This window comes from Sphingobium aquiterrae, assembly GCF_037154135.1.
In the GTDB taxonomy this organism is placed as follows: domain Bacteria; phylum Pseudomonadota; class Alphaproteobacteria; order Sphingomonadales; family Sphingomonadaceae; genus Sphingobium; species Sphingobium aquiterrae.
This window is the reverse complement of sequence record NZ_JBANFL010000009.1, coordinates 49,269-64,150: the sequence shown is the minus strand read 5'-3', so window position 1 is coordinate 64,150 and position 14,882 is coordinate 49,269. Positions and strand designations below refer to the sequence as shown.

The 14,882-nt window shown below is 67.1% G+C and carries 16 protein-coding genes and 1 tRNA gene; 11 read left to right on the top strand and 6 right to left on the bottom strand.

Features of this window, described 5'->3' with window-relative positions; all coding sequences use genetic code 11:
* Positions 1–13: 13 nt before the first annotated feature.
* Genes mnmG through WFP78_RS11260 form a run of 4 tightly spaced genes read left to right on the top strand, consistent with a single transcriptional unit; the run spans position 14 to position 4,207 of the window.
* On the top strand, positions 14–1,864 hold the full coding sequence (gene mnmG, locus WFP78_RS11275) for a tRNA uridine-5-carboxymethylaminomethyl(34) synthesis enzyme MnmG (RefSeq protein WP_336961970.1): 1,851 nt from the start codon (positions 14–16) through the stop codon (positions 1,862–1,864).
* Positions 1,861–2,499, top strand: a complete 639-nt coding sequence (gene rsmG, locus WFP78_RS11270) for a 16S rRNA (guanine(527)-N(7))-methyltransferase RsmG (RefSeq protein ID WP_336961967.1) — start codon at positions 1,861–1,863, stop codon at positions 2,497–2,499. The genes mnmG and rsmG overlap by 4 nt, the downstream gene beginning before the upstream one ends.
* Positions 2,496–3,278, top strand: a complete 783-nt coding sequence (locus tag WFP78_RS11265; RefSeq protein WP_336961963.1) for a ParA family protein — start codon at positions 2,496–2,498, stop codon at positions 3,276–3,278. The genes rsmG and WFP78_RS11265 overlap by 4 nt, the downstream gene beginning before the upstream one ends.
* Positions 3,275–4,207 carry a ParB/RepB/Spo0J family partition protein gene (locus WFP78_RS11260; protein ID WP_336961960.1) on the top strand — a complete coding sequence of 311 codons (933 nt, stop codon included), beginning with the start codon at positions 3,275–3,277 and terminating at the stop codon, positions 4,205–4,207. The genes WFP78_RS11265 and WFP78_RS11260 overlap by 4 nt, the downstream gene beginning before the upstream one ends.
* A 109-nt stretch (positions 4,208–4,316) precedes the next feature.
* Here WFP78_RS11260 and WFP78_RS11255 read toward each other — a convergent pair.
* Positions 4,317–4,403, bottom strand: a tRNA-Leu gene (locus tag WFP78_RS11255).
* Between the two features lie 151 nt (positions 4,404–4,554).
* Positions 4,555–5,433 carry an MJ0042-type zinc finger domain-containing protein gene (locus WFP78_RS11250; protein WP_336961957.1) on the bottom strand — a complete coding sequence of 293 codons (879 nt, stop codon included), beginning with the start codon at positions 5,431–5,433 and terminating at the stop codon, positions 4,555–4,557.
* A 178-nt stretch (positions 5,434–5,611) separates the two neighbouring features.
* Here WFP78_RS11250 and ftsE point away from each other — a divergent pair, with 178 nt between their 5' ends.
* The 4 genes from ftsE (at position 5,612) to WFP78_RS11230 (ending at position 8,606) form a co-directional block, all read left to right on the top strand.
* Positions 5,612–6,322: a cell division ATP-binding protein FtsE gene (gene ftsE / locus WFP78_RS11245; protein WP_336961954.1), complete on the top strand. Its 711-nt coding sequence runs from the start codon at positions 5,612–5,614 to the stop codon at positions 6,320–6,322.
* Positions 6,319–7,269, top strand: coding sequence for a cell division protein FtsX (locus WFP78_RS11240; RefSeq protein WP_336961952.1), 951 nt, complete (start codon positions 6,319–6,321; stop codon positions 7,267–7,269). The genes ftsE and WFP78_RS11240 overlap by 4 nt, the downstream gene beginning before the upstream one ends.
* Positions 7,266–7,805 (top strand): YdcF family protein, encoded by a 540-nt coding sequence (locus WFP78_RS11235; protein ID WP_336961949.1) that lies wholly within the window; start codon positions 7,266–7,268, stop codon positions 7,803–7,805. The genes WFP78_RS11240 and WFP78_RS11235 overlap by 4 nt, the downstream gene beginning before the upstream one ends.
* Before the next feature lie 105 nt (positions 7,806–7,910).
* Positions 7,911–8,606, top strand: a complete 696-nt coding sequence (locus WFP78_RS11230) for a lysophospholipid acyltransferase family protein (protein WP_336961946.1) — start codon at positions 7,911–7,913, stop codon at positions 8,604–8,606.
* A gap of 63 nt (positions 8,607–8,669) precedes the next feature.
* Here the strand turns inward: WFP78_RS11230 and WFP78_RS11225 are convergent, their stop codons facing one another.
* From WFP78_RS11225 to WFP78_RS11215, 3 genes are read right to left on the bottom strand one after another with little or no spacing between them, the layout of a single operon-like run.
* On the bottom strand, positions 8,670–9,578 hold the full coding sequence (locus WFP78_RS11225; protein ID WP_336962339.1) for a prephenate/arogenate dehydrogenase family protein: 909 nt from the start codon (positions 9,576–9,578) through the stop codon (positions 8,670–8,672).
* A complete protein-coding gene (gene hisC, locus WFP78_RS11220; protein WP_336961943.1) occupies positions 9,578–10,675 on the bottom strand; it encodes a histidinol-phosphate transaminase in 1,098 nt (365 codons plus the stop codon). The genes WFP78_RS11225 and hisC overlap by 1 nt, the downstream gene beginning before the upstream one ends.
* 40 nt (positions 10,676–10,715) lie before the next feature.
* Positions 10,716–11,666, bottom strand: a complete 951-nt coding sequence (locus tag WFP78_RS11215) for a 2-hydroxyacid dehydrogenase (RefSeq protein WP_336961940.1) — start codon at positions 11,664–11,666, stop codon at positions 10,716–10,718.
* 293 nt (positions 11,667–11,959) lie between these two features.
* Between WFP78_RS11215 and metX the strand changes: the two genes are divergently transcribed.
* Genes metX through metW form a run of 3 tightly spaced genes read left to right on the top strand, consistent with a single transcriptional unit; the run spans position 11,960 to position 14,132 of the window.
* A complete protein-coding gene (gene metX / locus WFP78_RS11210; protein ID WP_336961937.1) occupies positions 11,960–13,096 on the top strand; it encodes a homoserine O-acetyltransferase MetX in 1,137 nt (378 codons plus the stop codon).
* Complete coding sequence (locus WFP78_RS11205; RefSeq protein ID WP_336961934.1) at positions 13,093–13,539, top strand: GNAT family N-acetyltransferase; 447 nt, start codon at positions 13,093–13,095, stop codon at positions 13,537–13,539. Before metX ends, WFP78_RS11205 begins: the two co-directional genes overlap by 4 nt.
* Positions 13,536–14,132 (top strand): methionine biosynthesis protein MetW, encoded by a 597-nt coding sequence (gene metW, locus WFP78_RS11200; RefSeq protein ID WP_336961931.1) that lies wholly within the window; start codon positions 13,536–13,538, stop codon positions 14,130–14,132. Before WFP78_RS11205 ends, metW begins: the two co-directional genes overlap by 4 nt.
* A gap of 108 nt (positions 14,133–14,240) precedes the next feature.
* Here the strand turns inward: metW and WFP78_RS11195 are convergent, their stop codons facing one another.
* The gene (locus tag WFP78_RS11195) at positions 14,241–14,852 is read right to left on the bottom strand and encodes a TetR/AcrR family transcriptional regulator (RefSeq protein ID WP_336961928.1); all 612 of its coding nucleotides are present in this window, start codon (positions 14,850–14,852) and stop codon (positions 14,241–14,243) included.
* Between the last annotated feature and the right edge of the window lie 30 nt (positions 14,853–14,882).

Here is a 14,882-nt window from a genome sequence, read left to right as displayed (position 1 = left end):
GTAAGAGCGGGCGATGCGGACAGTATATGATGTGATCGTGGTCGGAGGCGGCCATGCCGGTTGCGAGGCAGCGGGAGCGGCGGCGCGCATGGGCGCGGCGACGGCCTTGCTCACCTTCTCGCGCGAGACGGTGGGCGCCATGTCCTGCAACCCGGCCATCGGGGGATTGGGCAAGGGGCATCTGGTCCGGGAGGTCGATGCGCTCGACGGGTTGATGGCGCGGGCGGCAGACGCCGCCGCGATCCATCACCGCATGCTGAATGCGAGCAAGGGCACGGCGGTTCAGGGCCCACGTATCCAGGCCGACCGCAAGCGCTACCGCGCTGCGATCCAGGTATTGCTCGCGGCGACGGATGGTCTGGATATCGTCGAGGGCGAAGCCGCATTGTTCCACGTGGAACAGGGGGCCATCGCCGGTGTGTTCCTCGCGGACGGCCGTCTCATCCGCGCCCGCGCCGTCATATTGGCGACCGGAACATTCCTTGGCGGCCGCCTGTTCCGGGGCGAGGAACGGGAGGTCGGTGGCCGCGTGGGTGAGCGGGCCTCGACCGCGATGGCTGAGCAGCTGCGCGCATTGGGCCTGCCGATGGCGCGGCTCAAGACCGGCACGCCGCCGCGGATCGATGGCCGCACGATAGACTGGGCGCGTCTGGAGGAGCAGCCATCGGACGGCGGCGGCTGGACGATGTCTTCCCTCACATCGCGGCGCTTGTTGCCGCAACTGGCCTGCGCGATCACGCGGACCAACAACCGGACCCATGACATCATCCGCGAGGGCATGAGCCGCTCGCCATTGTTCAGCGGCGCGATCGAAGGGCGCGGTCCACGCTATTGCCCGTCGATCGAGGACAAGGTTGTCCGCTTCGGCGATCGGGAAGGGCACCAGATCTTTCTGGAACCGGAGGGGTTGGACGACGCGCTTGTCTATCCCAACGGCATCAGCACATCGTTGCCCAGCGATGTGCAATTGGCCATGATCCAGTCCGTCGCCGGGCTTGAGCAGGCGAAGATCGCCGTGCCGGGTTATGCCGTCGAATATGATCATGTCGATCCGCGCGCGCTCAACATGACCCTGGAACTGGCGGCGATGCCGGGCCTCTTCTGCGCCGGCCAGATCAATGGCACTACCGGCTATGAAGAGGCGGCGGCGCAGGGGCTGGTGGCTGGCACGAATGCGGCCGCCCATGCGTTGGATCGTCCGCCCCTGATCCTGGATCGTGGTAGCAGCTATATCGGCGTGATGATAGACGACCTCGTGCTGCAGGGCGTGACCGAACCCTATCGCATGCTGACTGCGCGGGCGGAATATCGACTGAGCCTGCGTGCGGACAATGCGGCGACGCGGTTGACGGGCCTGGGTATCGCCCATGGCTTGATCGGCGAAGAGCGCCGGGCCCGGTGGCATGCTCGGAAGGCGCAACGGTCCGCGATCGACGCGCAACTGGAACGCAGCTTCACCACCGCGGAGATGGCCAAGGCCGGCGCGCCGGTCCGGCAGGACGGCATGCGCCGTACCCTGTTTGCATGGGCGCGTTTCCCTGAAGTGAGCGAGGCATTGTTGGTCGCGTTGGCACCCGCTTTGGGGCAGGCCGATGAGACCCTGCGCGCGGAGATTCTGGAGGATGCCCGCTATGCGCCATATCTGGAACGGCAGGCGGCCGAGCTTCGGGACATGCGGCACAATGAAGCCGTGCGCATTCCGGAGAGTCTGGATTATGGGGCGATAGGGGGACTTTCTTTGGAGATGCGGGAGCGGCTGGAACTGGCGCGGCCGGAAACCCTGGCGGCGGCCGCGCGCGTTCGTGGCGTGACGCCGGCCGCCGTCGCCGCGATCCTCGTCCATGTGACACGGCGCGCGGCGTGACGGAAGACGAGGCGCGCGCCTGGTTGGCGGACCGTCTTTCTGTTCCACGTGGAACATTGGAACGGCTGGAAGCCTATATCGCCCTGCTGTTCGATGAGATGAGCCGGCAGAATCTGATCGCGGAATCGACCAGGGAGCATGTCTGGGCGCGGCATATTGTCGATAGTGCGCAGCTCATTCCGATGGCCGGCAAAGCGACGGCGGGCGGCTGGATCGACCTGGGTTCCGGGGCGGGATTGCCGGGGATCGTGGTGGCGATCCTGACGGACTGGCCGGTGCTGATGGTGGAATCCCGGCGCAAGCGGACCGAATTTCTGGCGCATGTGATCGAAACGCTCGGCCTGGATAATGCACGATTATGGGAGGGCAGGGCGGAAACGCTCCAGATCGATGAGCCCGCGGCCGTGATTTCCGCGCGCGCTTTCGCGCCCATGCCCCGTCTTCTTTCCGGTTCGGCGCATCTGGCGAACGACTCGACTCTCTGGCTGCTGCCAAAAGGCAGAAACTGGAAGAATGAATTGGAAAGCATCGGTCCGACGTGGCAGGGTATGTTTCACGTGGAACAAAGCGTCACCGATGCAGAAAGCGCGATTGTCGTCGCCAAGCAGGTGCGCAAGCGAAGGGGCCGCACATGATCCGTATCGCTATCGCCAACCAGAAGGGTGGGGTGGGCAAGACCACCACCGCGATCAACGTGGCGACGGCGCTGGCGGCGACCGGCCACCGCACGCTGCTGATCGACCTCGATCCGCAGGGCAATGCGTCGACCGGGCTGGGCATCTCCCATGCCGAACGCAGTCGGTCGAGCTACGACCTGTTGATCGGCGATTGCACGCTGGACGAAGCGGTGATGCCCACGCGCATTCCCAAGCTGGACATCGTCACCGCGACCCAGGATCTGTCGGGTGCGGAGATCGAACTGATCGATTATGAAGAGCGCACCCACCGCCTCGACGCGGCGTTGAACGCCGGGCAGGAGGGGCGCTGGGATATCTGCCTGATCGATTGCCCGCCGTCGCTCGGCCTGCTCACCATCAATGCCATGGTCGCGGCGCGCGCGCTGCTGGTGCCGCTCCAGTGCGAATTTTTTGCGCTCGAAGGCCTGTCGCAGCTGTTGCAGACGGTCGAGCGTATTCGCGGGCGGTTCAATCCCGGCCTGTCGATCATGGGGGTCGCGCTCACCATGTATGACCGGCGCAATCGCCTGACCGATCAGGTGGCCGACGATGTGCGGGCCTGCCTGGGCGATGTCGTGTTCAGCACCGTCATTCCCCGCAATGTGCGGCTGTCGGAGGCGCCCAGCCATGGCGTGCCGGCACTCATCTATGATTATCGCTGTTCAGGGTCCGAAGCCTATATGCAATTGGCGCGTGAATTGATCGGTCGCCTGCCCGCACAGGAGATTGCCGCGTGAGCGAGGGTGACAAGGCCGTAAAGCCCATCCGCCGGCCCCACGGGCTGGGCAGGGGCCTTTCCGCATTGCTGGGCGATGTCGCACAGGAAGCGCCGGTCGCGTCGAGCCCCGCCGCCAATGATGGCGCCGGTGGAAAATCAATCCAAAGCATTGAAATCGCGCTTATAAAGCCGCATCCTGAGCAGCCCCGCAGGCACTTCGACGCCGACGCGCTGCAGGAACTGGCCGACAGCATCAGCAAGCGGGGCGTCATCCAGCCGATCATCGTGCGGCCCTTTGGCGGCGGTTATCAGATCGTTGCGGGCGAACGCCGTTGGCGCGCCGCGCAAAAGGCGCAGCTGCATCGCATCCCGGCCATCGTGCGCGAATTCAGCGAAGCCGAAACGCTGGAAATCGCGCTGATCGAAAATATCCAGCGCGAGGACCTGAACCCGATCGAGGAGGCGGAGGCCTATCGCAAGCTGATCGCCGAATTCGGCCATAGCCAGGAGGCACTGGGCCGGCTGGTCGGGAAATCCCGCAGCCATATCGCCAACCTGATGCGCCTGCTCGATCTGCCCGCCGTCGTGCAGCAGGCCGTGGTCGAGCAGCGGCTGACCATGGGCCATGCCCGCGCGCTGATCGGCGCACCCGATTGCGAGGGGCTGGCGCGGACGGTCGAGGCGAAGGGGCTTTCGGTGCGCGATACCGAAAAGCTGGTGCGCACCAGCCGCGGTGGCGATTCGGTCAGGCTGCCCAAGCTGGATGTCCATGCATATAACAAGGACCCTGATCTGGCGGCGCTGGAAGAGCATCTGGCGGACATATTGGGCCTGAAGGTGGAAATCGCCCATCTGCCGACCGGGCAGGCCGGCACGCTGACCTTGCGCTATTCCACGCTGGATCAGCTCGACATGCTGTGCCTGCGCCTGTCCGGCGAGCGTATCTGAGACGGGGATGCCGCGCCCGGATGGTGGGTTGCGCGGCGGCTGGACACAAAGTGTAGGGCGGGCGTAATGCCCGTCTATCACTTTGATATCATGTCGGAAAATATTGAAATGGTGCGGTCGAGAAGACTCGAACTTCCACGGCCTTTCGGCCACAACGACCTCAACGTTGCGCGTCTACCAGTTCCGCCACGACCGCACATTTCAAGGGGAACCGGACGGGCCGGCACCTGGTAGGCGCTGGCCATTAGCAACTCCCGATGGGCGTTGCAAGCCGCCCTTTTACATGCGGACCATGGGAAATCGCAATTGTCGCGCGAACAGGGGCGCCATGGCCCGATATCCGCGCCTCAGCGGCTCTTGTCGACGAAGGTCAGCGAGAGATTCTCGGCATTTTTGGGGATATCCAGCCGGCTTTCGTTGATCGCGGCTTCCTCCCCGGGCTTCAGCCGGCCCTTGTCCGCCTTGGTCGTCCAGCTGAACACCAGCCGTTCCTGCTTGTCGCGCAGTTCCACCAGCACCGGCGGCACGGAAAGGTCGCGGTCGCCGCTGTTCACGATTCGCGCGCTGAAGGCGAAATATTCCTCGCCCGTGGGCAATTTGCGCCGCTCGGCGGGCTTGGAGAGATAGAAGAGCAGGTCAGGCTCGCCATTGTCGGCGACCAGCCCCAGATTCACCGCCCAGCTGGGCATGCCGAACATATAGACGGCGCCGGCGGCGGCGCTGATCGCCAGCGCGAAGGCAATGGCGGCAGCGGTCCACAGCTTTGCCGGGTTGCGACGGGCGCGGAAGGGCGGCTCGGGCGCGAAGCTGCTCCCTTCCGCCGCCCAATCCGGGGTCTCGGCCGCGCTGGCCGGAAAAATGGGGGCCGCGACCGCCGGAGCGACCGGGGCCGCTTCGCCAGCCTGTTCATCATCCGGCTCATCGGCTGCTGCTACCGGTGCAACCGGATCTGCAACCGCCGATTCCGCTGCCCGCACCGGTGGCGGGGGAGGCGGCGCTTCCACAGGAGACGCCGGTGAGGTGAGGGGGGGCGAGGTGAGCGGGGCCGAGGCAAGCGGGGCCGGCTGGGGCGCTTCCGCCGGCGCGGCGGGAGGGGATGGCAGCGGCGCTGCCTCCTGGAACCAGCTATGCTTGCAGGAGGCGCAGCGGACCTGCCGCCCGACCGGCCCGATCGCATTGTCGGGCACGATGTAACGTGTGGCGCAGTTCGGACACAGCAGGATCATTCCGCTTCATAAGCACCAGCGGGAGTCGAGGGCAAGCACCGACGCTGCTGCACTGCACAGGCGTCCTGTCCCGCGGCAGGCTTTACGGGCCTTCCCGCCTGTGCGATGGCTCGGGTCCGGGGCGCGCGGCATGGACGCGCGAAGGGGGCAGATACACGGTTTTTCACAGGGTTTTTCGATGTCCAGCATCGTCCAGTTCGAGAATGTGGGCCTGCGCTATGGGCTGGGCGCGGAGACGCTGTCCGATGTCAGTTTCTCGCTTCACGGCGGCGGATTCTATTTCCTCACGGGCGCGTCCGGCGCGGGGAAGACGTCGCTGCTGAAGCTGCTCTATCTGGCGCAGCGCCCCAGCCGGGGCGTCATCCGCCTGTTCAGCGAAGATGTGGTGACATTGCCGCGCCGCCGCCTGCCCGGGTTTCGGCGGCGCATCGGCGTGGTGTTCCAGGATTTCCGGCTGGTGCCGCATCTGTCGGCCGCCGACAATATCGCCTTGCCCCTGCGCGTGTCCGGCCTGGAGGAATCGGCGATCGCCGCGCCGGTGGAGGAGATGCTGACCTGGGTCGGGCTGGCGGACAGGGCCGATGCGCGCCCGGCGACGCTTTCGGGCGGCGAGCAGCAGCGCGTCGCCATCGCCCGCGCGGTGATCGGCCGGCCGGAGATTCTGGTGGCGGACGAGCCGACGGGTAACGTCGATCCGGACATGGCGCAGCGGCTGCTCTCCTTGTTCGAGGCGCTCAACCGGCTGGGGACGACCATCGTGGTCGCGACCCACGACCTGCCGCTGATCAACCGGGTGCCGGGCGCGCAGATGATGCGGCTGGACAAGGGGCGGCTGGCCGACCCCACCGGATCGCTGCGCTATCCCCCGCGCCAGGTGGAACCGGCATGACAATGGCGCGCCCGACAAGAGGCGGGGGCAGCGCGACGGCGGCCCGCAACCGGCTGTTGCCCGAAGGCCGCGTGGCCGGGCCGATGCCCTGGGTGATCGCCATCATGATGTGCCTGATGGTGCTGGCCGGGGCGGCGGCGCTCGCGCTTTCCTCGGCCACGCGGGCGATGAGCGCGGACCTGGCGGGCGGCGCGACGATCCAGATCGTGGAGGCCGATGCCGAACGCCGGGCGCAGGCGGTCAGGGCCTTGACCGGCGGGCTGCGCGGCGCCCCCGGCATCCTTTCGGTCCGCCCGGTGGCGGAGGATGTGCTGATGGCGCAGCTGCGCCCATGGCTGGGCAGCGATGTCGAAGGCGACATGCTGCCCGTTCCGGCGCTGATCGACGTGGAACTGGGGCAAGGCCAAGGTCTGGGCCAAGGTCTGGGCCAAGGTCAGGGAAAGGGCGGGCCGGGCATAATCGGGCTCAGGCGGCTGGTGGAACGGATCGCGCCGCAGGCCCGGGTGGAAGCCCATGCCGATTTCCTGGCGCCGGTGGCGGGCCTTACCGCCACGCTCGGGTGGATCGCCCTGGCGTTGGTGCTGCTGATGGCGGTGGCGACGGGCGCCGTCGTCATATTGGCGGCGCGCAGTGCCTATGATGCGCATCAGGGGACGATCGACATCCTGCACCTGATGGGCGCGACCGATGTGCAGATCGCCCGCCTGTTCCAGCGGCGGATCGCGCTGGATGCGCTGTTCGGATCGGCGCTGGGCTTTGTCGTGGCGCTGCTGGCCATCCTGCTGGTCGGGCAGCGGCTGGCCGCGACGGGATCGGAACTGCTGCAGGCGACGGCGCTCTCGCCCCTTGCCTGGGCCGCGTTGGTCGCGCTGCCGGTCGCCGGCGTGGCGCTGGCGACGCTGACGGCGCGGATGACGGTGCTGCGTGCCCTGGGGCGGCGGCTGTGATCGCGCGGTTCACATCGCTGCTGGTGCTGGCCTGGATATTGGGCTTTGCCTGGTTCGCGTTGCTGCTGCCCCAGCCGCTGGACGAACGCACCACCGATGCGATCGTGGTGCTGACCGGCGGGGCAGGGCGGGTGGATCGCGGCCTGGCGCTGCTAAGGGCCGGGGCGAGCCGCCGGGTGCTGATTTCGGGCGTCGACCGGTCGGTGCGGGCGCAGGAACTGGCTGTGCGCTATCACACGCCGCGCCGGCTGTTCGATTGTTGCGTGACCCTGGGCCGCGAAGCCATCGACACCCGTTCCAATGCGCTGGAAACCGCGCGCTGGATCGGCCGCCGCGACAAGGGGAAGCCGATGACGGTCCGCCTGATCACGACGGACTGGCATATGCGCCGCGCCGCCTTCGAGCTGCGACAGGCGCTCCCCGCGCGGGTGGAGCTGGTCTATGATGCGGTCCCCAGCCGCCCCAGCCTGACCGTGCTGGTCAAGGAATATAATAAATATCTGCTCCGCCGGGCCGCCGCCCTGCTGGGTATCTAGAGCGTTTTCGAAGCAGCCGGACCCGCCGGACGATTCGGAAAATGCGGCAAACGAAAAAGACAGATTGATCGTGCATCCCAGAGAGATTTCCGGTCCCCCAGGCATATGATTCTTCTCCGCTCCCTTGCTTTCACCGTCGTCTTCTACGGGCTGACCGTCTTCTGGATTCTGGCGGCGATTGCCGCCGCGATGCTGGGGCCGGGGGCATTGCATGCCGTCGCCCGCGGATGGAGCCGTTTCCACCGCCGATGCGCCTATGTGCTGCTGGGCCAGAAGGTGCGGCTGGAAGGGATATTGCCCGACCGGCCCTGCCTTTATGTCTTCAAGCATGAATCGATGTTCGAGACGATCGACCTGCTCTGCTTCTTCCGCACGCCGGCCATCGCGGCCAAGCGCGAGCTGATCGACATTCCGCTCTGGGGCTGGGTGGCGCGCCGCTTCGGTGTCATTCCGGTGGAGCGGCAGGCGGGGGCGAGGGCGATGCGATCGCTACGCGCCGCCGCGAAGGAAGCGCTGGCCGCCGGCCGGCCGATCTGCCTGTTCCCGGAAGGGACGCGGGTGCCCCATGGCGAAGCGCCGCCGTTGCGCGCCGGCTTTGCCGGCCTGTACGCGCTGCTGAACGTGCCGGTGGTGCCGGTGGCGCTCGACACCGGCCGGCTGGCGCCACGGGGCAAGCTGCGCAAGCGGCCCGGCATCATCACCTATCGCGTCGGCGAAACCATCCCGCCGGGCCTGCCGCGCGCGGAGGCGGAAGCGCGCGCCCATGCGGCGATCAATGCGCTGAACGGCGCGGCAGACTGAACCTGCCGACGGGCCAGAGCATTTTCAGGTCAGGTGGACTCCCCTGACGACCCGGATCATGCTCTATTTGTGGCTGCGGCCGAAATCGGGCGCGGGATCGTCCTGCCCCTCGTCGATAATCGCGCGGCGGATGGCGCGCGTGCGGGTGAACAGGTCGAACAATGTGTCGCCATCGCCCCAGCGGATGGCGCGCTGCAGCATCGACACATCCTCGGTCAGCCGCTGGAGGATTTCCAGCACGGCCTCGCGATTGTTGAGGAACACGTCGCGCCACATGATGGGGTCCGACGCGGCGATGCGGGTGAAGTCGCGAAAACCGCCCGCCGAATATTTGATGACCTCGCTCTGCGTCACCTGTTCCAGGTCGGAGGCCGTGCCGACGATCGAATAGGCGATGAGATGCGGAACATGGCTGGTGACGGCGAGCACAAGATCATGATGCTCGGGCGACATCAGCTCGACATTGGCGCCCAGCGCCTCCCAGAAAGCGGAGACGCGCGCGGTCGCCGCCTCGGGCGTCGCGCCGTCCGGGGTGAGGATGCACCAGCGGCCGCGGAACAGGCTGGCAAAGCCCGATTCCGGCCCGCTATGCTCGGTGCCCGCCACCGGATGGCCCGGGACGATGGTGGCCTGGGGCAATGCTTCGCGCATCGCCTTGAACACGCTGGCCTTGGCGCCGCCCACGTCGCTCACAATCGCCTCGGCCGGCAGATCGTCGGCAATGGCCGCCGCTGCCGTGCCGATCGCGCCGACCGGCACGCACAGGATAACGAGATCGGCGTCGATCACCGCCGTGCCGGGCGTGTCGGCGATATCGTCGCACAGGTCGATACGGCCGGCGATGGCGCGGACCTCCGGGTCGGCATCATAGCCGGTCACGCGGGCGGTGGGCATATAGGCCCGCATGCCGCGTGCGATGGACGAGCCGATCAGGCCGAGACCGATGATGGAGACACGCGCGAAGGGCAGCATCAACCGGCCTCTGCCATCGCCCGCAGCTTTGCGGCGACGGCCTGCATCTGCTCCTGCGTGCCGATGGTGATGCGTAGCGCGTTGGGCAGGCCCTGTCCGGGCAGCCAGCGGGTCGCATAGCCTTCCGCCTGCAGCCCCAGCATCGCCTGCTGCGCGGTCAGCGCGCCTTCGAACAGGATCAGCAGGAAATTCGCCTTGCTGGGCACGACGCGCAGGCCATGGTTGCCGAGCGCTTCGACCTGCTCGGCCAGCCATGCGCGCCATGTGATGTTGTGCGCGCGGCTGGCGTCGATCCATTCATGGTCGGCGATGGCCGCCGCCGCCGCCGCTTGCCCTGCCGTGGTGACGTTGAAGGGCGCGCGGATGCGGTGCAGCGCGTCGATCACCTCGGCGCTGGCATAGCCCCAGCCGATCCGTTCGGCGGCAAGGCCGAAAATCTTGGAGAAGGTGCGGGTGGCGAAGACATTGGGCGCGGTCTTCGCCAGCGCCATGCCGCCGTCATCCTCGTCCGCCTCCAGATATTCCGCATAGGCCTGGTCCAGCACGAACAGGATGTCGGGGCGCAGGCCGGCGTGCAGCCGCGCGATCTCCGCGCGCGATGTCATCGTGCCGGTGGGATTATTGGGGTTGGCGAGGAAGACGACCTTCGTCTTTTCCGTGACGCAGGCGAGCAGCGCGTCGACATCGGTCGCATAGTCCGTGTCGGGCGCCACCACCGGGGTCGCGCCCACGCGCCGCGCAGCGATGTCGTACACCGAAAAGCCGTAGCGCACGTAGAGCACTTCATCGCCCGGCCCGGCATAGGCGCTGGCCGCGATGTGCAGCAGTTCGTCGGAGCCGGTGCCGTAGATGATGCGTGCGGGGTCCAGCCCATATTCGGCGGCGATCGCCTCACGCAGGATCGCGGCGCCCGGATCGGGATAGGTCGCAAGGTCCGCCGTCGCCGCCATCAGCGCCGCGCGCGCCCTGGGGCTGGTGCCCAGCGCATTTTCATTGGCGGAGAGCTTGATGAGCGGGCGGCCGTCATCGGCGGCCGACTTGCCGGGCACATAGGGCGAAATGCCCAATATCCAGTCCTTGGGAGCAGGCTTTGTCATGGCGCGGGCTTTAGCGGGATATGGCGCAAAGGCAAAGAGGTCACACGACCGGCGTCGGCAGCGGCTGGCCGGCGAAATGCGCGTCCAGATTGGCGAGCACCAGGTCGGCCATGGCGGCGCGCGTTGCCCGGGTGGCGCTCGCCTGATGCGGCTGCAGCACGACATTGTCGAGCGCGCGCAGGGCGTGGGGCACATGTGGCTCGTGCGCGAACACGTCCAGCCCCGCGCCGCCCAGCCGCCCTTCGACCAGCGCGGCCACCAGCGCCTCCTCATCCACCACGCTGCCGCGGCTGATGTTGATGAGCGTGCCCTGCGGCCCCAGCGCGTCGATCACCGCCGCGTCGACCAGATGCCTTGCCTCCGGGCCGCCCGACGTCGCGACGATCATGACGTCACAGGCGCGGGCGAAGTCCAGGATGTCGGGCACATGGCGCCAGGGCGTGTCGGCGGCCGGGCGGCGGTTGTGATAGAGGATCTCGCCCGCTGCCGGGGCCAGCCGGTCGGCGACGGCGCGGCCGATGCGGCCCAGCCCCAATATGCCGATCCGCGCGCCCGTCACCCGGCCGCAAAATGGCGGCACGGCGCCGCCATCCCATCTACCCGCGCGTACATAGCGGTCATTGGCGGCGATGTTGCGCACCGTGGCATAGACGAGGCCGACGGCAAGGTCGGCGACATCGTCGGTCAGCACATCGGGCGTGTTGCTGACGCGGATGCCTTTTTCGCGGGCATGGGCGATGTCCACCTTGTCATAGCCCACGGCGAACAGGCCGACGATCTCCAGCGCCGGCAGCGCGTCCATGATCGCTGCCGATGCACCCACGCCGCCACTGGTGACGATGGCGCGCGCCATGCGCATCGCCGGCGTCAGCGCGTCGGGCGCGATGTCCGCGGGCGCGGCATGCACGGCGAAGCGGGCTTCCAGCCCTTCGGCCAGGCGCGGATGAAGTGGACCAAGGGCAAGGACGGGGATGCGATCGGTGCTGGGCATGCAGCGTTCCATAGCATGGCGACGGGGTAGGGCCAGTGGGTGTGAGCCATATCCTTCACCGTCACCCCCGCGAAGGCGGGGCCCATCTCCCGGACTTTCCATCATTGCGTCCTTGTGTTCTGCCGCAAGCGCAGGAGATAGGCCCCCGCCTTCGCGGGGGTGACGATCAGAAACGGGAGTCCCCAACCCCCTATCGTCCTGTCCGGCTTTTCAACCCCGCCCAGACCCGTGAGGCCGTTCCACCCACGCCTCTTGTTGACAGCCGCCAGTGCCAGCCCTAGCCCCGCTGCACCATGGCGACACTGCAGCAGACCGATGACAGCCGTTTTGGCCTTCGCCGGCAGGTGCGCCTGCCCGGACCGCTGGCGCTGACCGGCGGCGGCGCGCTGGGGCCGGTCGATATCGCCTATGAAACCTATGGCACGTTGAACGCGGATCGTTCCAACGCGATCCTCATCTGCCATGCGCTGACCGGCGATCAATATGTGGCATCGGAACACCCCATTACAGGCAAGGGTGGCTGGTGGACGCGCATGGTGGGACCGGGCAGGCCGATTGACCCCCAGCAATATTTCATCATCTGCTCCAACGTCATCGGCAGTTGCTTGGGTTCAAGCGGCCCGGCCAGCATCGATCCCGCGACGGACCTGCCCTGGGCGATGCGCTTTCCGGTCATCACCATCGCCGACATGGTGCGCGCGCAGGCGCTGCTGATCGACCATCTGGGGATCGAGCGGCTGTTCGCCGTCGTCGGCGGATCGATGGGCGGCATGCAGGCGCTCACCTGGCCCACGCTGTTCCCCGACCGGGTGGAATCGGTGATCGTCATCGCCTCCACCGCCCGGCACAGCGCGCAGAATATCGCGTTCCACGAGGTCGGGCGGCAGGCGATCATGGCCGATCCCCACTGGCGCGGGGGCGACTATTATGCCGACAATGAAGTGCCCGCCGCCGGCCTCGCCGTGGCGCGGATGGCGGCGCACATCACCTACCTGTCCGAAGCGGGCCTGACCGAGAAATTCGGCCGCCGCCTGCAGAGCCGCACCGCCAAGACCTTCGGCTTCGACGCCGATTTCCAGGTGGAAAGCTATTTGCGGCATCAGGGGATCAGCTTTGTCGAGCGGTTCGACGCCAACAGCTATCTCTACATCACCCGCGCCATGGACTATTATGACATCGCCGACGATCATGAGGGCAGCCTGGCATCGGCCTTCGCCAGGACGCGCGCGCGCTTCTGCCTCGTCAGCTTCGATACCGACTGGCTGTATCCGACGGCGGAATCGCGGGTGATCGTCCATGCGCTGAACGCAGCGGGCGCGCAGGCGAGCTTCATGGAGCTTTCCAGCCCCTTCGGCCATGATGCCTTCCTGCTGGAAGCGCCGGAGCTGAACCGGGTGGTCGACGGTTTCCTGCGGGCGGGGCGGGCATGAGCGAGGTGGCGTTGCCCGATGGCTATGCGCTGTCCGACGATCCCGCCCGGCTGCAACCGGCGGCGATCCACGCCTATCTGACGCGCAGCTACTGGTGCCCCGGCATCGCGCTGTCGCTGGTGGAGCGGGCGATTGCCGGGTCGCATTGCGTCGGCATCTACCGCGATGGCGCGCAGGTCGCTTTCGCGCGCGTCATCACCGATCATGCGACCTTCGCGCATCTGGCCGATGTCTATGTGCTGGAAGCGCATCAGGGCCACGGCCTGGCTTCCGCCATGCTCGCCTATTTCGACGGGCATCCCGGCCTGCAGAGCCTGCGTCGCTGGAACCTCAACACGCTGGACGCGCATACGCTGTACGAGCGCCATGGCTGGCACCGCGTCAACGAGACGATCATGCAGCGGTTCGATCCCGATGCATCGCGGGAAAGGGCGGGGGCATGAGCCGCGAGCAGTTGCGCCCCGACCTCGCGCTGATCGCGCGGATGGTGAAGCCGCATGCCCGGGTGCTGGACGTGGGCTGCGGCGACGGCGCGCTGATGGCGGCGCTGCGCGACGTCAAGGACGCGGATGCGCGCGGGCTGGAGATCGATCCGGTGAACGTCGCCTCGGCGGTCGGGCGCGGATTGTCGGTGGTGCAGGGCGATGCGGATACGGATTTGCGCTATTATCCCGACCGCAGCTTCGACTATGCGATCCTCAGCCAGACGTTGCAGACCACCCGCCGCCCCGACCTGGTGGTGGAGGAATTGCTGCGCATCGGCGCGCAGGCCTTCGTCAGCTTCCCCAATTTCGCGCATTGGCGTGGGCGCATGTCCCTGCTGTTCGGCGGGCGGATGCCGGTGACGCGGCTGTTGCCCGACACATGGTATGACACGCTCAACATCCACCACCTCACCATCGACGATTTCCGCGCGCTGGTGAAGGAACGCGGCTGGTCGACCGATGGCCAGTGGTTCCTGAAGGGGGACCGGGAAACCACCCATGCGAACGCCAATCTGTTCGCCGAACATGCGGTGTTCCTGCTGCGGAAATAGCGATATCGGGGGAACGCGATATCGGGGGAACTGTGCCTTCTATCGTCATCCCGGACCCGATCCGGGGGGCCGGGAGCGTAAACGCATGGGTCAGGGCCGATCGTTCGTTCAGCCTTTCGCCGCAATCCCGTTGGCCAGCATGTCGTTGGCGATGGTGGCGACCTCCCCGATATCGCGGCTTTCGTCCCACACGCCATAGCGCAGGCCGAGGAATACGTTGATCCCCATGATCGCCCAGGCGTGGATCTCGTCGGTATCGCCGCGGATCTCGCCACGCCCCGCCGCCGCGCGCAGCCGGGCGCCGATGCGGTCGGCGGTGCTTTCATAATGGTGGCGGAAGGCGGCTTGGTCGACAAATTCCGCCTCGTCGATGATGCGATAGATTTCCTTGTGCTCGCGGGCGAACTCCAGGAAGCTCAATAACCCCTGTTTTTCCGCCGCAATGCCATCGGGCGCGCCGGCGATGCGCGGGCCGACATGGTCGCGCACCTGCGCCGACATATCCTTCACCAGCGCGCGGAAGATATCGTCCTTGCTGTCGAAATAGGTGTAGAAACTGCCCAGCGCGCAGCCCGCCCGGCGGGTGATGCCGCTGATCGATCCGTCGTGAAATCCCTTTTCGCCAAATTCGATGGCCGCCGCGTCCAGCAGCGCGCGGCGCGTGCGTTCGCCGCGCGCGGTGCGCGGCGCCTTGGCGTCAGGGGGGGCCTCCATGGTCATCCGGTTCCTCTCTGCGGCTGTGCCCGGCCG